The sequence below is a fragment of the Pseudomonas sp. PA-6-3C genome, from assembly GCF_021605825.1.
In the GTDB taxonomy this organism is placed as follows: Bacteria; Pseudomonadota; Gammaproteobacteria; order Pseudomonadales; family Pseudomonadaceae; genus Aquipseudomonas; species Aquipseudomonas edaphica.
This window is the reverse complement of record NZ_WKDV01000005.1, coordinates 13,010-31,383: the sequence shown is the minus strand read 5'-3', so window position 1 is coordinate 31,383 and position 18,374 is coordinate 13,010. Positions and strand designations below refer to the sequence as shown.

Below are 18,374 nucleotides of genomic sequence, written 5' to 3'. Positions count from 1 at the left end.
CGCGACTGGCGGGGGCTGCTCAAGCCCCCGGATCCAAAACACGACCCAAGTGCGTAATCAAGTAAGTCACTGAGTCGGCATTGGCCAAAATCGTGTCAATGCGTTTGTCGGCGTTACTCATGAAGACGTCGCGGGCATCCATGAGGTCCTTGGTGCCGGTGGTGTTCAGGACTTTTTGTCTAACGTGACCCGTTGCAGTGTCAGGCCCATAGTCTTCCCATTGCGCCGAGTAATCATCCCAGGTCTTGAACAGCATCGTCGCGGGCGTCATGGTGGAGAGCGCGGTTCTTTGCAGGTCCTCCAGGGTTGTTTTGAGTATCTGGGCGCCCGGTTTGGCCGCGTTGATCAAGTCGGTGAACGGCCGCATCGAGTCAAGATAGGCGATGTCTTCAGTCTCGAGCTTCAAGTGCGTCAGTTCGTGAATCAGGGTACTCGCCCTGGCGTGGGCGCAGAGGTCGAAAGGTGAATTCAAACGGTTCTGGTAACTGTCCATACCTGGATCAAAGAACCGATTGAGCAGGTACAGCTTGCGCTCCCTGTCTTCAGGAATGACAAACGCGTATTGGTGCGCTGCACTGACACGGCTGGTCCCACTGACAAAACGCTTGGAGTCGGCGCTGGTCAGGGTCGGATCGCTCAATTCATCCAATATCATGTCGACTATTTTCTCGACTCTGCTCAACTGGTCAGGTGTCAGGCTGACGACACCGAATAATTCACCTAAAAAGCGGCCTGCCCGGCTATCGGGCGCACGCTGTTTTGCAAACTGAACGATGTTGCGTTTGCAATTGACGGTGTAATAGATCGCAACGTTTAACCCTTCTGTGATGACTTGGGCTTTCCAACTCGAGAGTGCGGCAATTTCGCGCATGCCCGTCGCCTCGATATTGATCGCTGCCCGTTCGCCGGCCCGCGTGTGCATGCGCGACATGACTTTGCCATATCGCGGGTTATGCAGGCTGAGGTCCAGCACCCATTTACCTTGTGAATTACGGCCCACATACGCGCCCACATGCTTATCCTTGGACAGGCGCCAGCGCTCGGCGGTTTTCTTCACCGCGTACACCTTGCCTGCCAGTGGCACATAGTCTTTCAAGCTCGCCTTGTCCATGTACACATGGCTGGAAGCACTCTGTTCCAGGTCCTTCAATGCGACATCGTGAGCTTCGAAAGGCTGCAACCCGGTACGCGCGGGTGCGGTGATATCCAGGGTCGTCAGGTGGGTGGCCGCGGGCAGGGTTTCGTCTGACAGGTTGGCTTGTGATACTTCCGTTTCGGTAGGCGGCGGGGCTTCGGTGCCCTCAAGCTCATTGTGCAGGGCGGCCAAATGAGCCACGCCGATGATGAAATCCTTCAGGCCGGCCTTCCACTGATGCAACTGCAATGCATCGGCTGAACGTTTGAACATTTTGTAGCTTCGCCACACCGCCAGCGGATACGCGAGTTTTCCTGCCATGAACTGAGCGGCTGCGGGGATGCCCTCGCGCAGCAGGTAGATGACCCTGTCCCAGAGCGATTTCGCGCCTTTCTCGAATTGGCAGGCGAGCATTTTGAGCAATATCTGCGTGTTGTCGTCGAACAGGTAGTGAAGGGCATTGCCGGTGACGACGGTCGAGGCCAGGCGGATATCGAGGGGGCGATGACGGTTGTTTTGCAGCAAATTGCGGTAGGTTGCCTGATGCGTCGCCTCCAGGTGCAGCACCACCCAGTCCTGAAGCTCTCCAGGCTTGGTCAATTCATCCAGCAGCGCTTGCTCGTTCGCATACTCCTTGAGTGTATGGTTTTCGCTGTAGGGCGCGTACAGCACCAGCGGCCCAGCGCTGCGGGTTGTGGGACCAATCAAGTACATCCCCAACACCTTGGCCAGGGAAGCACCTTCGGTGGCAATCAACTCCAAGGGTCTGAACATTGCCGTTGCCCCGTCGAGCGCAGCCCGCGCCAGTGCGTCGGGCATGTCGAATACCTGCTGAACATGGCTCAGTGCCTGCGCCGTCAGCCGCTCCTGCAGCCTTTGCTCATGGGCGTATTGCAGGGTTTGCCAGGGTAACTGTCGGCAATACAGGCCTCGGCGTTTACGGCCTTCATCCGTGTTAGCGTCCAGGTGGCTTTGCAACAACTTCTGGTAAGCGCTGTTCAGGTCCAGTTGGCGCACCATTTGCACCACGGCACTGGCATCCAATGTGGCCGGCAAGGCCGTCGCGTTGCGTGAGCGTGGGCGGATGTTTTCGGCGTCCAGGTCGGGCCAATGCCGCAAAGCAAAGTCGGTCAGGCTGCAGACATTCACGTCGAGCGCCTGATGCAACGGGATCATCACGTCATCGGGGTTCAGTGGCTGGCCGGGATAGCGTGCCTTGAGCAACGCCAGAAGTGCCGTGTGCGCATGCTTGCCGATAGCGGTGATGCCATTGAGGTAGTCTTTTTCGTCAGGAGCACTGTTGTGATACTGCTCAAGCAGCTCGGCTTGATGAAGCTGATCCTGAGGGGGTGCCAAACCCAGCCAGACGGGCAGAGCCTGTTGATGGGTCATTGCACTCGCCACCGCCCTGGCCCGTGCAAGGTTGGTCGGCGCGGCGTGTTCCAAGGCCGTTTCAATGTGGTTTTGCAAGGCGCGAGCGGCCCATTTGCTCGCAAGCAATTGGTCGATACCGTCCATGACGAAATCGCTGTAGGTTTTCAGACGATTATCCAGCAAGTTGTCGTCAATGCGTTGCAGTGGCCCCAGACCATATGCCTGATGCGGCGCACGCAAGGAAATAGCCAGGTTTTCCAACAGGGGCAAGCGCTTGATCGGGTGCTCCAGGCGCTGACTCATCTCCTCGCGCAAGGCTTGCACCGAGGTGAATACCTCATACCCGCGCCGAGGCGTCCAGAGCACCGCCTGGCCCGAACGCTGCGGGTCGATGCCTCCGCGTTCAGTCAGCACAAACAGGTTGGCAAGCGCATGGGCGGTGTCGGATGTGCCAATGTTCAGTGTCAAGGTGTAGGCGTCCGGAAGAAAGCCGTTCAGGCCGTGGCGGGTCAAGCGTGCAAGGCTGTCGGTGCGTAGGACGGTGTCAATCACTGCCTGGCTGTTGGGCGGCAGTGTTTTGCCCAACAGTCTCAGTTCGGCTTCACTGCGCAACCCAAGCAGCATCGAGTGCGCCTGTTTTTTGCTCATGTTGCTGAGGAACAGCAATGGAAGCTGGCGCATCTCGTGGTTGGCAAACACCTTCAAGACTTGATCATTGATCATGTTGAAAGTACTCAGGGTCATGCTGGGTAACTTCTGCGCCAGATGCGGCTCGAGCTTGCTGTAAAACCCGGTTGTGACACTGTTGGGAACGCGCGAGGCTTCATCGCTCAGGCGTTCAATGAAGTGGTCAACCATGCTCACCGACGTCAACGAAGGACGCTCCTCGCGCTCTTGGGCACGGGTGGGATAAGTGTTGATATAGACCTCGTCGGCCTTGAGCGCCAGGCGTTGTGATTGCATTTCTGCATTCAGGGCGAGGGTGACCATTGAGCGTAATGTCGGCTGTTGTTTGCGCTCTGTGGTCAGTGCATCTTCAGTGGCACTGAGGCGCCGTAGCTGCACCTTGGCGTGCTCTGCCCGCACGGTGGATGGCCGGTCGTTGCCGCTGGTGACCGGGTGCGCCGTCCAGCGCCCTGCGGTTTCCAGCGTTGCGAGGCGGCTGTCCAGCATCGTGCGTATGTCCAGTGCGCAATCGAGCAGCGCATCCAGATTTATCTGGCCATCACTGCGTCGGTAAAGGTCCAGTGCGTGGTTCATATTACTGAGCTGCTTGCCCGCAATGTCTTCGACCATGCCGGCAAAAACGTCACCCGCAATGGGGTGGGCGGCGATGTTAATCTGATCCAGGCCAATAAAGGTGTCGCGCTCATCCAGCGACAGGAAATTGAGCAGTTCATCTTCGTGGCCAGCGGCCTTGAGCATGCTCAATAGCGTGTCTTTGAGATCTTCCATGTCTTTGAGTACTTGTACCCCACGCGACTGCGTGTACAGGTAGGCGTGGCTCTCGCTGATCAATAGCGTGCTGGCCAGTTCCACATAGTGCTGGTAGGGCGCATGCAGGCGTACTTTTTCCACGCTTAGTTCGTTGGCGTGAGCGTTGCGGGCGCCTTGGTCTGGTAGAAACAATGCCTGAAGGGTGTGGCTTTCGTCGGCGTTGAGAATTTGCGCCTGACGCTTGAGCAAGACATCCAGGCGAAATTTATCCGCCATGACCTGGGTGAAGAGTTTCAGGCGTGAGGTTTCGTTGCCGATGTCCTCGTTCCAATAAGTCTTCAGCAGGCTGTCCAGCAGTTTTGACAAGCTGCCGGATGTTTCTTTGATCAGGGTTTCCCAGTACTGCTGATCTTGTTCGCGTTCTACCGGGGTGAAGGCGCTGGTGACGTGTTTCGGGTTGAAATATTCACGGATCTGCTCCTGGGGCCAGGCATGTCTCACATAAAACTGCAGGAACGCTTCGCTCAATGGCAGGGAATTGACCCAGCGTCGCTGACCGCCTGCCGGGTCCTGGATAAAAAAATCGACCCGTGTATCGCGTTGATCCAGGTTGGGGAAGTACGAGCGCGCCATGATGCTGAGCAGCGTGTCGAGCATGCCGTACAGCGTGGGCGTCGTCTGCAGTTGCTCCAGTACGACGCGCACGTTGTCTTGCTGGCAGGCCTCCAGGGCTTGCTCCTGGTCTTGCATGACGGCGCCTTCGACAAGGGTGGCGGTCAGCGTTATCGGCGTACTGGCGGGCAAGGCGTTGCGCTGTGCAATCGACAGAAAGCTCAACAATTGGACACGCTGCACCGCATCCGCCAGTTGCTCGGCGACGTCGACCAGCAGGCTGGCGTGGTCGTCAAACACCTGAATACCACCATAAGGCGTGTAAAGCAGTGCTTTGCCGTCGTCCGGGGCAGGGCTCATCAGAAAGGCGCCGGCAAGTGGAAAAGGCGGCTGGCCCGATACATTGATCAGCAGTCTTTCGACGCGCATGGGGTAGGTTTGCCGTTCGGGGTCGTTACGTGCGGCATCGCTGGCTTGGTACACCGTGTGCAGCCAATCGAGGTCTTTGACGGTCAGCCCCAGCGCGCGCTCACGGTCGGTCGGCGCGTTTCTTTTAATCGGCAGCAGGAATTCGTCAAAAAAATATGCGGGGGTTACGCCGGTCATGGGCTTGCTCCGTTGAGTAGGGGAGTGACAGGCTAGGGAGGCGTGACCGGAGGGCGGGGGTAACTATTGAGGCCCGTCGCAAGTTGACAGCAGGCACAGTGCGTGGTGTTTAATCGAACACTTGAATGTCCATTCGTTGCCTCTCCTAATCATAAAAACGCCATCATAAAAACGGAGCTTCAAATGTCTGCGCAGTCTCCGACAGTTGCCAAGGCTTCAACCGCAATCGGCTTCACCGAGTTAGTGGCCCTGCTACAACAGGTTTTTGTGCGGCACGGTACGTCACCGCAAGTGGCGGCGATCCTTGCGCACAATTGCGCCAGCGCTGAACGTGACGGCGCGCATAGCCACGGCGTGTTTCGCATTCCAGGGTATGTGTCGACGCTCAACAGCGGCTGGGTCAATGGCAAGGCGGTGCCCGTGGTTGAGGATGTGGCCTCAGGCTTTGTGCGTGTGGATGCCGATAACGGCTTTGCCCAACCAGCACTGGAGGCCGCGCGCTCGCTGTTAGTGCGCAAGGCGCGCAGCGCCGGGATCGCGCTGCTGGCGATTCGAAACTCCCATCACTTTGCGGCTTTATGGCCCGATGTCGAACCTTTTGCCGAAGAAGGTCTGGTAGCGCTCAGCGTGGTCAACAGCATGACCTGCGTGGTGCCCCATGGCGCGGATCGACCGCTGTTCGGCACCAACCCTATTGCTTTTGCCGCGCCGCGCGCCGATGGGCCACCCATCGTGTTTGACCTGGCCACCAGTGCCATTGCCCATGGTGACGTGCAGATCGCAGCACGCAAGGGCGAGCGTTTGCCGCCGGGCATGGGCGTGGACAGCTTGGGCCAACCGACCCAAGATCCCAAAGCCATTCTTGAAGGCGGCGCGCTGTTACCGTTTGGCGGGCACAAGGGTTCAGCGCTGTCGATGATGGTCGAGTTGCTGGCGGCGGCGCTGACGGGCGGCAATTTTTCGTTCGAATTCGATTGGGCCGATCATCCCGGCGCGCGCACACCATGGACCGGCCAATTGCTGATCGTGATTGACCCTGGCAAAACCGCCGGGCAAGGCTTTGCCGAGCGCAGCCAGGAACTGGTGCGACAGATGCATGCGGCGGGGTTGCGGCGGTTGCCGGGGGATCGACGTCATCGCGCACGGGCGAAGTCGCAGGAAACAGGCATCGAGATTGATGCGCAGGAGCTCAAGCAGTTGCAGGCACTGGCAGAAGGATAAAAGGGGCTGCGCTATCAGCGCAGCCCCTGTGGTTTAGCCGCGACGACCCAACAAAAGGCCGACCACCAGGCCAAAGCCTGCGGAAATGGCCACGGTCTGCCATGGATGGCCACCGATATAGTTTTCGGTGGCGTCCACCACCGGCTTGCTGCGTTCACGCACGTTGGACACCGAGTCCAGTGCTTGCTTGAGCTTGATAGCGACCTGCTCACGCAGCGTTTCACCTTCTTCGCCTACCAGCGAAGCGCTGCTTTTGAGCAGCTTGTCCGACTCTTCGATCAAGGCCGTCAGTTCACTGAAAGCTTGATCCTTGATTTGATCTTCGACAGCTTGGGCGGCAGTTTTGCGGGCCATTGTGTGACTCCTTGCGAGTGAATGTGGCAGTGAACAATGGAGTGTCGGGCTTGGCTAAAAGTTGCAGTTTTTTTGCCGTGAGTGGCTTACGGGCAAAATCCGGATCAGGATATTTCGACCTACAGTGTAAGATGTCACCTATTTGTGCAGCAGGTAATTCAACATGAGCTTCAATCTGGCCAACAAAACCCTTGCCGAACGCGCCGAACTGGAAGATGAAAAGTCACGCCTTTACGATCTGTGGCAAACCAACCTGGGTAAGGCCAAGGGCGAAGCTGCGCGTTTGTTCGGCGAGCGTGCCAAGCGTAAGGGCAAGTGGGCCGAATGGGTCCGTGCCGAGCTTGACGGCATGTCGCCGCCGGAGTTTTCCAACATGGTGCGCAGCGAAGTCAACAAGCTGATGGCCGCCGCTAAGTAAAGCTGGCCACAATCGCTTCACGCACTTTGAGTAACAGCGGATCCAACTGCGCCTGGGTACGCCAGCCCAGCTCTACCGGGTAGCGTGGTAACGCCAGTGGGCAGGTCAGTACGCGCAAGCTGGTCATCTGCGCAATCGCTTCGGCAGCATGCCCGGGAATCGTCGCCACCGCCGCGCTGCCCTTGAGCAAAAACGGCAGCCCGGCAAAGTGACTGGTGGACGCACACACCTGGCGGCTCAACCCTTTAGCCGCCAACCCTTCATCGGTAATCCCGATAAACCCGCCCGACGACACCAGTACATGTTCGCGTGCCACGAATTCCTCCAGGCTGATGCCGTCTTGGCCCGGCGCCAGGCTGTGTGGGTCGACCAGGCAGCGGTAATCGCCTTCGCCCAGCACGTGCCGGCTCAACCTGCGCTCGGCAAAGCCGCCTGCGGTGATCGCCAGGTCAAGGCTGCGCTCGAGCAGGGCGCCTGCCACGATTTGGCTGTGGGTCTGGCGGAAAATCACCCGCAGATTCGGCGCGCGCCGGGCAATTTCTGCCATCAGCCGCCGGCCATGGGCAATCTCGAAGTCATCGGACAAGCCCAGCACCACCGAGCGGCCCTGATAGTTCGGGTTGGTCGGGTTGATCATTGCCAGGCTCTGCCGACAACGGTCCAGGGCCTCGCTGATCACCGGTTTCAACTGATTGGCACGCAAGGTCGGCGCCAGCCCACGCCCGGTGCGCACGAACAGTGGGTCGCCGTACACGTCACGTAACCGCCGCAGGCCGGCGCTGATCGCCGATTGCGTGACGCCCAGGCGCAAGGCTGCGCGGCTGGCGCTGGACTCGTCGTGCAAGGCTTCGAAGGTTTTCAGCAGGTTCAAGTCGACCTGGGCGATATTTATTTGGCTCATATCATTTAGCACTGATGGGGGCTTTATTCATGATTGCCCCTCGCCGGAGAATGGGCAACCCCTTTAACTGGAGTGAACCTGATGCCCATTTCTACCGTGGCGGCGTTGCAGATCGGATCCTTGCCGGGTGGCAAGGCTGACACCCTGGCGCAGATCCTTACCTATGAGGACGCGATTGTGCGCAGTGGCGCGCAATTGGTGGTGATGCCCGAAGCGTTGCTCGGCGGTTATCCGAAGGGCGAAACCTTCGGCACGCAGTTGGGCTACCGCTTGCCGGAGGGGCGCGAAGCCTTTGCACGCTATTTTGCCAATGCCATCGATGTGCCGGGCGCCGAGACCGAGGCGCTGGCTGGCTTGTCCGCACGCACCGGCGCCAGCCTGGTACTCGGCGTGATCGAACGCAGTGGCAGCACGCTGTATTGCACCGTGCTGTATTTCGAACCCACCGGCGGCCTGGTGGCCAAGCACCGCAAGTTGATGCCCACCGGCACTGAGCGGCTGATATGGGGCACGGGCGATGGCTCGACCTTGCCGGTGATCGACGCGCAAGTTGGGCGTTTGGGCGGCGCGGTGTGCTGGGAAAACATGATGCCGCTGCTGCGCACGGCGATGTACGCCAAAGGCGTGCAAGTGTGGTGCGCGCCGACGGTCGATGAGCGTGAAATGTGGCAAGTGAGCATGCGCCACATCGCCCATGAAGGCCGCTGCTTTGTGGTGAGTGCCTGCCAGGTGCAGGCTTCGCCCGAGGCGCTGGGCACGCAGGTTGCCAACTGGCCGTCAGAGCGTCCGTTGATCGCCGGTGGTAGTGTGATTGTCGGGCCGATGGGTGACATCCTGGCCGGGCCGTTGGTGGGTGAAGAGGGGTTGCTGACCGCGCAGATCAACACCGATGATTTGGTGCGGGCGCGCTATGACTACGATGTGGTGGGGCATTACGCGCGGCCGGACATATTCGAGTTGGTGGTGGATGAACGCGCCAAGCCGGGCGTGCGCACACTGACTGATTAAACACGGTAAAAATGTGGGAGCTGGCTTGCCTGCGATGGCCTCAACTCGGTGTGCCTGATGTACCGAGGTGCCTGCATCGCAGGCAAGCCAGCTCCCACATCAGATCTTCAGCGTTTGGAAGATCTGAATACCAACCACTCTTCGCGGGTAATCTCCCAAATGTCGCGTGGCAACGTACCTTCTACAAACTCACCCATCTGCGTGCGGATCAGGCGCATCCCGGTGCGCTCGGAAATCCGCCGCGACGCCAGGTTAGGCGCAGCCTTGGGCACGCGCATTCGCGGGCGTTTAAGCACATCAAACCAGTACTCCGTCACCGCCGCACAGGCTTCAGTCATAAGGCCCTGGCCTTGCCATTGCGGGCCCAGCCAGAACCCTCGGTTGTCGTCTTGCTCGTCCGTCAAGTTGATATTGCCGATCAACTGTTGCGGCGCGTGTTTGAGGCGGATCGACCAGTGCCATTGGTCGCCACGGGCCATGCCCGGCAAGGCCACCTGTTCCAGGTAGCGGCGAGCGCCGTCCGCCGGGTACGGCCAGGGCACCTCGGCAGACAGGTAACGCACCACGTCCCAGTGCGCGAATTGCGCCTGGGTGTCCTCGGCATCCTCCAGGGTCAATGGGTGCAGGATCAGTCTTTGAGTAAACAACGTCGGTTGCATGGCCGTTACCAGGTCGCAGTGTTGGGCAGGTCCAGGGTGCCGCGTTCCACAAAGCGCATGGTACCGAACAGGCCACCTGCGAGTTTGCCGCGCAGTGTGTAAGGCAGGTTGTTCAGGCTTTGGGTCTGGCTGAGACCCAAGGTCTGACGCAGCACAGAAAACGCCGAAACGCTCACCGGCACCATCAGCACTGTCTCGGAAAAGCGTGGGATGCTTCCGGCCTGATCGCTCACGCCGGACGCCAATGGGCGCCCATTCACGTCCAGGTCCAGGGCCACACCACTGTAGTCGATCGCCGTTTCATTGGGGTTCTGCACCCGCAGCTTCACGGCGAAACGCACTTCCAGGTCCTGGCTTTGCAGCGGCTCGATACCCACCACACTGATATTGACCGGGTCGCGATTGGGGAACAGCGCACAGGCGCTCAAGGTCAGCAGCAGTAACGATAGAACCATGAGCTTGCGCATAACAAAGGTGCTCCTATTTCGTGACGTCCGGATCCTGCATGACCTTGAGGGTAGAGGACTCCGGATCAAATTCATCCTCTTCCAGCTCTAAGAACTCCTCCGGCAAGAAAATGTTCAGCAGGATTGCACAGAACGCGCCCACCGTGATCGGCGATTCAAAGATGTTGTGCAACGCCTTGGGCAGGTCGCGCAGCACTTCCGGCACGGCAGCCACACCCAGGCCCATCCCCAGGGAGATCGCCACGATCAGCACATTGCGCCGGTGCAGCCCGGCTTCGGCGAGGATCTTGATCCCGGCCACGGCCACGGTGCCGAACATGATCAGCGTGGCACCACCCAGTACCGGTTTGGGCATCAGTTGCAGCACCGCGCCGATCATCGGGAACAGCCCCAATAGCACCAGCAGGGCGGCGATAAAGTACGCGACATAGCGGCTGGCCACGCCGGTAAGCTGGATCACGCCGTTGTTCTGGGCGAAGGTCACCATCGGCAGGCTGTTGAACGTGGCTGCCATCGCCGAGTTGAGGCCGTCGGCCAGCAGGCCGGACTTGATGCGCTTGATGTACAGCGGGCCTTTGACCGGCTGCTGGGAAATCATCGAGTTGGCGGTCAGGTCTCCGGCAGCCTCCAGCGGCGAAATCAAAAAGATCACCGCCACCGGGATAAACGCCACCCAATCGAACGAGAACCCGTACTTGAACGGCACCGGCACGCTGATCAACGGCACCTGGGGCAGGGCGGCCAAATCCACACGGCCCATCATCCAGGCAACGACAAAACCCAGGGTCAAGCCGATCACGATCGAGCCCAGGCGCAGGAACGGGTTGCTGAAGCGGTTGAGGACCACGATGGTCAACAGCACCAGAGCTGCCAGCCCCATGTTGCCCGCTGCACCCAGGTCGCTTGCCCCAAAGCCGCCAGCCATGTCGGTGACGGCTACCTTGATCAGCGACAAACCCATCAAGGTAATGATGGTGCCGGTGACCACTGGAGTAATCAGCTTGCGCAGCTTGCCGATGAACTGGCTGAGCACCACCTCGATAAACGCGGCGAAAAAACAGATGCCAAAAATCGTCGAGAGAATCTCGTCGGTGCCACCGCCGCGCGCCTTGACCATGAACCCGGCGCTGAGGATCACGCTGATAAACGAAAAACTGGTGCCTTGCAGGCACAACAGGCCGGAACCCACCGGGCCGAATGTGCGCGCCTGCACAAAGGTGCCAAGCCCGGACACGAACAGCGCCATGCTCACCAGGTAGGGCACCTCGCTTTCCAGGCCGAGTACGCCGCCGACGATCAGCGTGGGCGTAATGATGCCGACGAAGCTGGCCAGCACATGTTGCAGCGCGGCAAAAATCGCCGCGGTGAAGTGCGGGCGGTCTTCCAGGCCGTAGATCAGGTCGGATTTATAGCGGGGGCGGGGAGCTTGAGCGTCAGACAAAGTGCAGGCTCGGGTCAGAAAATGGAGGCGCAGGATGCCAGAAAGTGTCGGCTGTCAGAAGTGTGAAAAAATATTTCGAAATGTGCCGATTAATTTCTCAAGCCTGCCGATAGCCTGAATAGGCCCACACACCAATTAAAACAGTGGCGCCTGACGGTCCGAGACGCGCGTTGCCGCTAACGGATTGTGTCGCGGCAGGGATGCGCGCCAACACTACTTCTTGAGAGCACCGCTATGTCCCTTCGTAATCTGAATATTGCACCTCGCGCTTTTCTCGGTTTTGCGTTCATTGCATTGCTCGTTGTGATTCTTGGCGTGTTTGCGGTCAACCGCATGGGTACGATCCGCCAGGCCTCAGTGGATATGGGGACCAACCAGTTACCCAGCGTGAAGTTCCTCGGCAACATGACCGAGAACGTACTGCGCTTGCGCATTCTCTCGTTCCGCATCTTGATCAACCGCGAGCCGGCCGCGCTCGAAGAGGCCAAAACCCGCGTGGCCGTGCTGGTCGACAAGGTCAAGCAGGCCCAGAGCGCCTATGCCGTTTTGCCGGCGGGTGCTGATGAGGCTGCTTTATACAAGTCTTTCACCGCCACGCTCGACAGCTATCTGGCCGCCCAGGCTGAAATGATGTCGTTGTCCCAGCAGAATAAAGTCGAGGACATGCGCACCCTCATCAATACGCGCATCAAGGACGGCACCGACCTGATGGGCGAGCAACTGAACAAACTGATCGCCATCAACAGTGCCGATGCCGACACGGCCGGCCGGGAAGCTGAAGGCAGCTACCAGCAGGCGGTGACGGGCATCGTCATTGTGGCCGTCGCGGCGGCGCTCATGACGGTACTGCTCGCCTGGCTGCTGACCCGCAGCATCGTCACGCCGCTGCGCAAAGCGTTGGAAGTGGCCGAAACCATTGCCGGTGGCAACCTCACCAAAGTTATCGAAGATGCCGGCAAGGACGAGCCTGCGCGCCTGCTGGGCGCCTTGTCGGCGATGCAAACCAACCTGCGCCAGACTATCCAGCACATCGCCGGCTCGGCCACGCAACTGGCGTCTGCCGCCGAAGAGCTCAGTGCGGTCACCGAAGAAGCCTCCAAAGGCCTGCAACAGCAAAACAACGAAATCGACCAGGCCGCCACGGCCGTCAACGAGATGACCGCCGCCGTCGAAGAAGTGGCGCGCAATGCGGTGTCCACCTCCGAAGCTTCCAGCCAGTCCAACCAGGCGGCGCGGGAAGGGCGTGACCGCGTGGTGGAAACCGTCGGTGCAATCCAGACCATGACCCAGGACGTGCAAAACACTGCGTTGATGATTGAAGGCCTGGCAACCCAGGGCCGTGATATCGGCAAGGTGCTCGACGTGATCCGCGCGATTGCCGAACAGACCAACCTGCTGGCGCTGAACGCAGCGATTGAAGCCGCGCGCGCCGGTGAAGCCGGGCGTGGGTTTGCGGTGGTGGCCGACGAAGTCCGCGCCTTGGCGCACCGCACGGCGCAATCGACTCAGGAAATTGAAAAGATGGTCGCCGGCATCCAGAGCGGTACCGGTGAAGCCGTGCAATCAATGCAACAGAGCAACCAACGCACCCAGACCACCCTGGAGCTGGCCCGCGCGGCCGGTGTGGCCCTGGAGCAGATCACCCAGTCGATCAGCTTGATCAACGAGCGCAACCTGGTCATCGCCAGCGCCTCGGAAGAGCAGGCCCAAGTGTCCCGTGAAGTGGATCGCAACCTCGTCAACATCCGCGACTTGGCGACTCAGTCGGCGGCGGGTGCCAACCAGACCAGCGCGGCCAGCCATGAACTGTCGCGCCTGGCGGTGGATCTGAATGGGATGGTCGCGCGGTTCGTTATCTGAATTGAGCACACGGGGGAGCACGCCGCTCCCCTTGATCAGACCTCACCTACGTCGACCCAGCGCTCCTCACGGGCGGCCAGGCGAATCGCCGTTGCCAGCCGCTCGACCGCCCAGGCGGCTTCAAAGTCAGTGCCCGCTGCACCTTGGCCCGCCAACGCCATGACCAGCTCCTGCACTTCCAGGGTCTTCAATTCGTTGTAACCCAGTTGATGCCCGGCAGCCGGGCTGAATGCGGCATAGCCGGGCAGGGCGGGCCCGGCGAGCACACGCTGGAAACCGTCCTGGCCGGCGCGGCATATGCGCAGCTCATTCAAGCGTTCCTGATCGAACGCCAACGTGCCGCGAGTGCCGCTGATTTCAAAACTCAGGTGGTTCTTGTAGCCCTGCTTGAGCCAACTGCTGCTCACGGTGCCACGGGCGCCATTGGCGAAACGCAGCAGTGCATGCACTTGGTCATCCACTGCAATGGGTTTGAGCGCGTTGCTGCCTTTGACGGCAGGGCGCTGGGCATGCACGGTGTGTGTGTCGGCACACACGCTCACCACATCGCCCACCAGATAGCGCGCCATCGACAGCAGATGGCTGCCCAGATCCGCCAGCGCGCCACCGGCATGTTCCACTTCACAGCGCCATGACCACGGCGAGGCCGGGTCGGCCATGAAGTCTTCGCTGAACTCGCCCTGGAAGCTGATGATCTCGCCCAGTTCGCCGTCGACAATCATCTGCCTGGCCAGGCCAATCATCGGGTTGTGCTGGTAGTTGTAACCGACCCGGGTGACCACGCCGGCAGCACTTGCGGCACGGCGCATCGCGTCGGCCTGTTCCAGGCTGACCGCCAGGGGTTTTTCGCAATACACCGCTTTGCCCGCCGCAATGGCCGCCATGGCCATGGGGTAGTGCAAGTGATTGGGCGTGGTGATGGCCACCACATCGACATTAGGGTCGTTGACCAGCGCCTGCCAGTCACCGTGGGCCTGGGCAAAGCCCCAGGCCGTGGCGCAACGTTGGGCGCGTTCGGTGTCGGCATCGGCCAGCGCCGCCAGCTTGAGGTGTACCGGCAGTTCGAACACCGCGCGGGCATTGTTGAACGCCAGCGCATGGGCGCGCCCCATAAAGCCTGTGCCGATCAAGCCGATTCCGAGTTCACGCATCGCCGTGTTCCTTTGGATTATTGTTGTCAGGAAGGCTATTAATGGAATAAAAATTCCCATAATTCAATAGATAGAATAAAAATTCATTAATCAGCCTGGGTAATGCAGGCATATTCAGGCCAGCGCCAAAACCCGTCAGTTAACAAAAGATAACGTAGCGCCGATTGTCAGACGATTCCAAAGCCCGATAGGATGGCCCCTGCTTCCTCCAGGCGCTCTAGATTGCAGGTTTCAGAGCCCGGGAAGGCGAGACCACCTAACAATAATAAATGGGGAGAAAGGTCTATGAGTGAGCCTGTCATGGGTTGGGCTGTTTGCCGCCCGCGCGCCGCACGCAGGGTTGCGATGCTGGCCACAGCGCTCTCGCTGCTTGGGGCGTTGTCGACACCCGCGCTGGCAGCCGGCGACACCAGCAACGCACAGCCGGTATTTGCAATTGAGTCTCCCAAGGCCGCCAAAGGCCTGATGATCGATGTCGTGCATGCCGGCAAGCGCCTGGTGGCGGTCGGCGATCGCGGGCACATCCTTTATTCCGATGACCAGGGCAACACCTGGACCCAAGCCAAAGTGCCGACCCGGCAACTGCTCACGGCGGTGTATTTCGTTGACGACAAACACGGTTGGGCGGTGGGCCATGACGCGCAGATCCTGGCCAGCACCGACGGTGGCGCCACCTGGGCTCAGCAATACCAGGACCTCAAGCGCGAAGCGCCATTGCTCGACGTGTGGTTCAAGGATGCCGAGCATGGCCTGGCCGTGGGCGCCTACGGTGCGCTGATCGAAACCACCGACGGCGGCAAAACCTGGGACGACGTGAGTGATCGCCTCGACAACGAAGACCAGTTCCACCTCAATGCCATCGCCGCTATCAAGGGTGCCGGGCTGTTTATCGTCGGCGAGCAGGGCAGCATGTTCCGCTCCAGCGACGACGGCCAGACCTGGGAAAAACTCGAAGGCCCCTATGAGGGCTCGCTGTTCGGAGTGATCGGCACCGCCCAGCCGCAGACCCTGTTGGCGTATGGCCTGCGCGGCAATCTCTACCGCTCCACCGATTTTGGCAGCACGTGGGAGCCAGTGGAGTTGAATGCGGCGCGTGGTGCCCTGGAGTTTGGCTTGTCGGGGGCGACGTTGCTCGATGACGGCGCCATCGTGGTGGTCGGCAACGGCGGCAGCGTGGTGATCAGCCACGACGACGGCCAGACCTTCAGCGTATTCAACCGCCCGGACCGCATTTCGCTCTCCTCGGTCACGGCGGCGGGCAATGGCAACTTGATTCTGGCGGGGCAGGGCGGCGTTCGTGTTGCCAAGCCAACCGGCGCTGAACTCGAAAAACAATAAGAAGGCGGGGAAAGAATGAGCAGTCATCACAACGATAAAGCGACCTTTCTTGAGCGCCTGATCTTCAACAACCGCCCGGCAGTGATCGTTATCTGCCTGCTGGTGAGTATTTTCCTGTTCTGGCAGGCGACCTTGATCCGCCCGTCCACCAGCTTTGAAAAGATGATCCCCCTCAAGCACCCCTTCATCGAAAAGATGATGGAGCACCGTAACGACCTGGCGAACCTGGGCAACACCGTGCGCATCTCGGTGGAGGCCAAGGATGGCGACATCTTCTCGAAGGAGTACATGGAGACGCTGAGGCAGATCAACGACGAGGTGTTCTACATCTCCGGCGTTGACCGCTCGGGCCTCAAGTCGCTGTGGAGCCCCAGCGTGCGCTGGACCGAAGTCACCGAAGAGGGTTTTGCCGGCGGTGAAGTAATCCCGCAAAGCTACAACGGCTCGCCGCAAAGCCTCGACCAACTGCGCAACAACGTGCTCAAGTCCGGCCAGGTCGGGCGTCTGGTGGCCAACGATTTCAAGTCGAGTATCGTCGATATTCCTTTGCTGGAGTCCTACCCGGACCCGCAGGACCAAGGCAAGTTGCTGGCCCTGGACTACCGCAAGTTTTCCCATGAACTCGAAGACAAGATCCGCGACAAGTTCGAAGCGCAAAACCCCAACGTCAAGATCCATATCGTCGGTTTCGCCAAGAAGGTCGGTGACCTGATCGACGGCCTGGTAATGGTGGTGATGTTCTTCGGCATCGCGTTTGTGATCACCTTGATCCTGTTGCTGTGGTTCACCAACTGCCTGCGCAGTACTGTCGCGGTGTTGAGTACCACGCTGGTGGCGGTGATCTGGCAATTGGGGCTGATGCACTTTTTCGGCTTCGGCCTGGATCCCTATTCGATGCTGGTGCCGTTCCTGATCTTTGCCATCGGTATTTCCCATGGCGTGCAGAAGATCAACGGCATCGCCCTGCAATCCAGCGAGGCAGATAACGCCCTGACCGCGGCACGGCGCACGTTCCGGCAACTGTTCCTGCCCGGCATGATTGCGATCCTCGCCGACGCCGTGGGCTTTATCACGCTGCTGATCATCGACATCGGCGTGATCCGTGAACTGGCCATCGGCGCGTCCATCGGCGTGGCGGTGATTGTGTTCACCAACCTGATCCTGCTGCCGGTGGCGATCTCCTATGTCGGCATCAGCAAGCGCGCGATCGCCAAGAGCAAGAAGGACGCGCACCGCGAACACCCGTTCTGGCGCCTGCTGTCCAAGTTCGCCAGCGCGAAAGTTGCGCCAGTCTCGATCCTGCTCGCGCTGGTCGCCTTCGGCGGCGGCCTCTGGTACAGCCAGAACCTCAAGATCGGTGACCTCGACCAGGGCGCGCCGGAACTGCGCCCGGACTCGCGCTACAACAAAGACAACAACTTCATCATCAGTAACTACTCCACCAGCTCCGATGTGCTGGTGGTGATGGTCAAGACCAAGGCCGAAGGCTGCTCGCGTTATGAAGCCATGGCGCCCATCGACCAGTTGATGTGGAAGATGCAGAACACCGAGGGCGTGCAGTCGGCGATCTCGCTGGTGACCGTGTCCAAGCAGATGATCAAGGGCATGAACGAGGGCAACCTCAAATGGGAAACCCTGTCGCGTAACCCCGACGTACTGAACAACTCCATTGCCCGCGCCGACGGCCTGTACAACAACAATTGCTCACTGGCGCCGGTGCTGGTGTTCCTCAACGACCACAAGGCCGAAACCCTCGACCGCGCCGTGCATGCGGTGCAGGACTTCGCCAGGGAAAACAACAAGGACGGCCTGGAATTTATCCTCGCCGCCGGTAACGCCGGGATCGAAGCTGCCACTAACGAGGTGATCAAGGAGTCGGAGCTGACCATCCTGATTCTGGTGTACCTGTGCGTGGCCACCATGTGCATGATCACCTTCCGCTCCTGGGCGGCGACCCTGTGCATCGTGTTGCCGCTGGTGCTGACCTCAGTGCTGGGCAATGCCCTGATGGCGTTCATGGGCATCGGGGTCAAGGTCGCAACCTTGCCGGTGGTGGCGCTGGGCGTGGGGATTGGCGTGGACTACGGCATTTACATCTACAGCCGCCTGGAAAGCTTCCTGCGCGCCGGCCTGCCGTTGCAAGAGGCCTACTACCAGACGCTCAAGTCCACCGGTAAAGCCGTGCTGTTCACCGGCCTGTGCCTGGCCATCGGTGTGTGCACCTGGATCTTCTCGGCTATCAAGTTCCAGGCCGACATGGGCCTGATGCTGACCTTCATGCTGCTGTGGAACATGTTCGGTGCGCTGTGGCTGTTGCCGGCACTGGCGCGGTTCCTGATCAAACCCGAGAAGCTGGCGGGGCAGAAGGGCAATTCATTGTTTGCGCACTGAG

13 protein-coding genes are annotated in these 18,374 nt (G+C 59.9%); 6 read left to right on the top strand and 7 right to left on the bottom strand.

Features of this window, described 5'->3' with window-relative positions:
* Nucleotides 1-19: 19 nt before the first annotated feature.
* The gene (locus GIW48_RS05420; protein ID WP_236461147.1) at nucleotides 20-5,164 is read right to left on the bottom strand and encodes a dermonecrotic toxin domain-containing protein; all 5,145 of its coding nucleotides are present in this window, start codon (nucleotides 5,162-5,164) and stop codon (nucleotides 20-22) included.
* A gap of 183 nt (nucleotides 5,165-5,347) precedes the next feature.
* Between GIW48_RS05420 and GIW48_RS05415 the strand changes: the two genes are divergently transcribed.
* A complete protein-coding gene (locus GIW48_RS05415; protein WP_017138136.1) occupies nucleotides 5,348-6,385 on the top strand; it encodes an Ldh family oxidoreductase in 1,038 nt (345 codons plus the stop codon).
* A 33-nt stretch (nucleotides 6,386-6,418) separates the two neighbouring features.
* On the opposite strand, the gene GIW48_RS05410 is transcribed toward GIW48_RS05415, so the two are convergent.
* Nucleotides 6,419-6,739: a DUF883 family protein gene (locus GIW48_RS05410; RefSeq protein WP_017138137.1), complete on the bottom strand. Its 321-nt coding sequence runs from the start codon at nucleotides 6,737-6,739 to the stop codon at nucleotides 6,419-6,421.
* A gap of 163 nt (nucleotides 6,740-6,902) precedes the next feature.
* Between GIW48_RS05410 and GIW48_RS05405 the strand changes: the two genes are divergently transcribed.
* Nucleotides 6,903-7,157 carry a hypothetical protein gene (locus GIW48_RS05405; RefSeq protein ID WP_003190904.1) on the top strand — a complete coding sequence of 85 codons (255 nt, stop codon included), beginning with the start codon at nucleotides 6,903-6,905 and terminating at the stop codon, nucleotides 7,155-7,157.
* Here the strand turns inward: GIW48_RS05405 and GIW48_RS05400 are convergent.
* A complete protein-coding gene (locus tag GIW48_RS05400; protein WP_236461149.1) occupies nucleotides 7,150-8,058 on the bottom strand; it encodes a LysR family transcriptional regulator in 909 nt (302 codons plus the stop codon). The two genes, GIW48_RS05405 and GIW48_RS05400, sit on opposite strands and share 8 nt — an antisense overlap.
* An 81-nt stretch (nucleotides 8,059-8,139) precedes the next feature.
* Between GIW48_RS05400 and GIW48_RS05395 the strand changes: the two genes are divergently transcribed.
* Nucleotides 8,140-9,066, top strand: coding sequence for a carbon-nitrogen hydrolase family protein (locus tag GIW48_RS05395; RefSeq protein WP_138453733.1), 927 nt, complete (start codon nucleotides 8,140-8,142; stop codon nucleotides 9,064-9,066).
* A gap of 107 nt (nucleotides 9,067-9,173) precedes the next feature.
* Here the strand turns inward: GIW48_RS05395 and GIW48_RS05390 are convergent, their stop codons facing one another.
* The 3 genes from GIW48_RS05390 to GIW48_RS05380 are packed head-to-tail and all read right to left on the bottom strand — an operon-like array spanning nucleotide 9,174 to nucleotide 11,633.
* Complete coding sequence (locus tag GIW48_RS05390) at nucleotides 9,174-9,725, bottom strand: GNAT family N-acetyltransferase (RefSeq protein WP_236461151.1); 552 nt, start codon at nucleotides 9,723-9,725, stop codon at nucleotides 9,174-9,176.
* Nucleotides 9,726-9,730: 5 nt separating this feature from the next.
* On the bottom strand, nucleotides 9,731-10,192 hold the full coding sequence (locus GIW48_RS05385) for an LEA type 2 family protein (protein ID WP_017138141.1): 462 nt from the start codon (nucleotides 10,190-10,192) through the stop codon (nucleotides 9,731-9,733).
* 13 nt (nucleotides 10,193-10,205) lie between these two features.
* Nucleotides 10,206-11,633 carry a nucleobase:cation symporter-2 family protein gene (locus tag GIW48_RS05380; RefSeq protein ID WP_170039651.1) on the bottom strand — a complete coding sequence of 476 codons (1,428 nt, stop codon included), beginning with the start codon at nucleotides 11,631-11,633 and terminating at the stop codon, nucleotides 10,206-10,208.
* Between the two features lie 234 nt (nucleotides 11,634-11,867).
* Between GIW48_RS05380 and GIW48_RS05375 the strand changes: the two genes are divergently transcribed.
* Nucleotides 11,868-13,493: a methyl-accepting chemotaxis protein gene (locus GIW48_RS05375; RefSeq protein WP_170039649.1), complete on the top strand. Its 1,626-nt coding sequence runs from the start codon at nucleotides 11,868-11,870 to the stop codon at nucleotides 13,491-13,493.
* Between the two features lie 35 nt (nucleotides 13,494-13,528).
* Here GIW48_RS05375 and GIW48_RS05370 read toward each other — a convergent pair whose 3' ends face one another.
* Nucleotides 13,529-14,644, bottom strand: a complete 1,116-nt coding sequence (locus GIW48_RS05370) for a Gfo/Idh/MocA family protein (protein WP_170039647.1) — start codon at nucleotides 14,642-14,644, stop codon at nucleotides 13,529-13,531.
* Nucleotides 14,645-14,944: 300 nt separating this feature from the next.
* On the opposite strand from GIW48_RS05370, the gene GIW48_RS05365 reads away from it, so the two are divergent.
* Together GIW48_RS05365 and GIW48_RS05360 are read left to right on the top strand one after the other, a co-directional pair.
* A complete protein-coding gene (locus GIW48_RS05365) occupies nucleotides 14,945-15,982 on the top strand; it encodes a WD40/YVTN/BNR-like repeat-containing protein (protein WP_236461168.1) in 1,038 nt (345 codons plus the stop codon).
* Between the two features lie 15 nt (nucleotides 15,983-15,997).
* Complete coding sequence (locus tag GIW48_RS05360; RefSeq protein ID WP_017138146.1) at nucleotides 15,998-18,373, top strand: efflux RND transporter permease subunit; 2,376 nt, start codon at nucleotides 15,998-16,000, stop codon at nucleotides 18,371-18,373.
* Nucleotide 18,374: the final 1 nt, after the last annotated feature.

Excerpts from the sequence above, each read along its gene's own strand:
- GIW48_RS05420 (WP_236461147.1), bottom strand. The coding sequence starts at position 5,164 with ATGACCGGCGTAACCCCCGCATATTTTTTTGACGAATTCCTGCTGCCG.
- GIW48_RS05415 (WP_017138136.1), top strand. The coding sequence starts at position 5,348 with ATGTCTGCGCAGTCTCCGACAGTTGCCAAGGCTTCAACCGCAATCGGC.
- GIW48_RS05410 (WP_017138137.1), bottom strand. The coding sequence starts at position 6,739 with ATGGCCCGCAAAACTGCCGCCCAAGCTGTCGAAGATCAAATCAAGGAT.
- GIW48_RS05405 (WP_003190904.1), top strand. The coding sequence starts at position 6,903 with ATGAGCTTCAATCTGGCCAACAAAACCCTTGCCGAACGCGCCGAACTG.
- GIW48_RS05400 (WP_236461149.1), bottom strand. The coding sequence starts at position 8,058 with ATGAGCCAAATAAATATCGCCCAGGTCGACTTGAACCTGCTGAAAACC.
- GIW48_RS05395 (WP_138453733.1), top strand. The coding sequence starts at position 8,140 with ATGCCCATTTCTACCGTGGCGGCGTTGCAGATCGGATCCTTGCCGGGT.
- GIW48_RS05390 (WP_236461151.1), bottom strand. The coding sequence starts at position 9,725 with ATGCAACCGACGTTGTTTACTCAAAGACTGATCCTGCACCCATTGACC.
- GIW48_RS05385 (WP_017138141.1), bottom strand. The coding sequence starts at position 10,192 with ATGCGCAAGCTCATGGTTCTATCGTTACTGCTGCTGACCTTGAGCGCC.
- GIW48_RS05375 (WP_170039649.1), top strand. The coding sequence starts at position 11,868 with ATGTCCCTTCGTAATCTGAATATTGCACCTCGCGCTTTTCTCGGTTTT.
- GIW48_RS05370 (WP_170039647.1), bottom strand. The coding sequence starts at position 14,644 with ATGCGTGAACTCGGAATCGGCTTGATCGGCACAGGCTTTATGGGGCGC.
- GIW48_RS05365 (WP_236461168.1), top strand. The coding sequence starts at position 14,945 with ATGGGTTGGGCTGTTTGCCGCCCGCGCGCCGCACGCAGGGTTGCGATG.
- GIW48_RS05360 (WP_017138146.1), top strand. The coding sequence starts at position 15,998 with ATGAGCAGTCATCACAACGATAAAGCGACCTTTCTTGAGCGCCTGATC.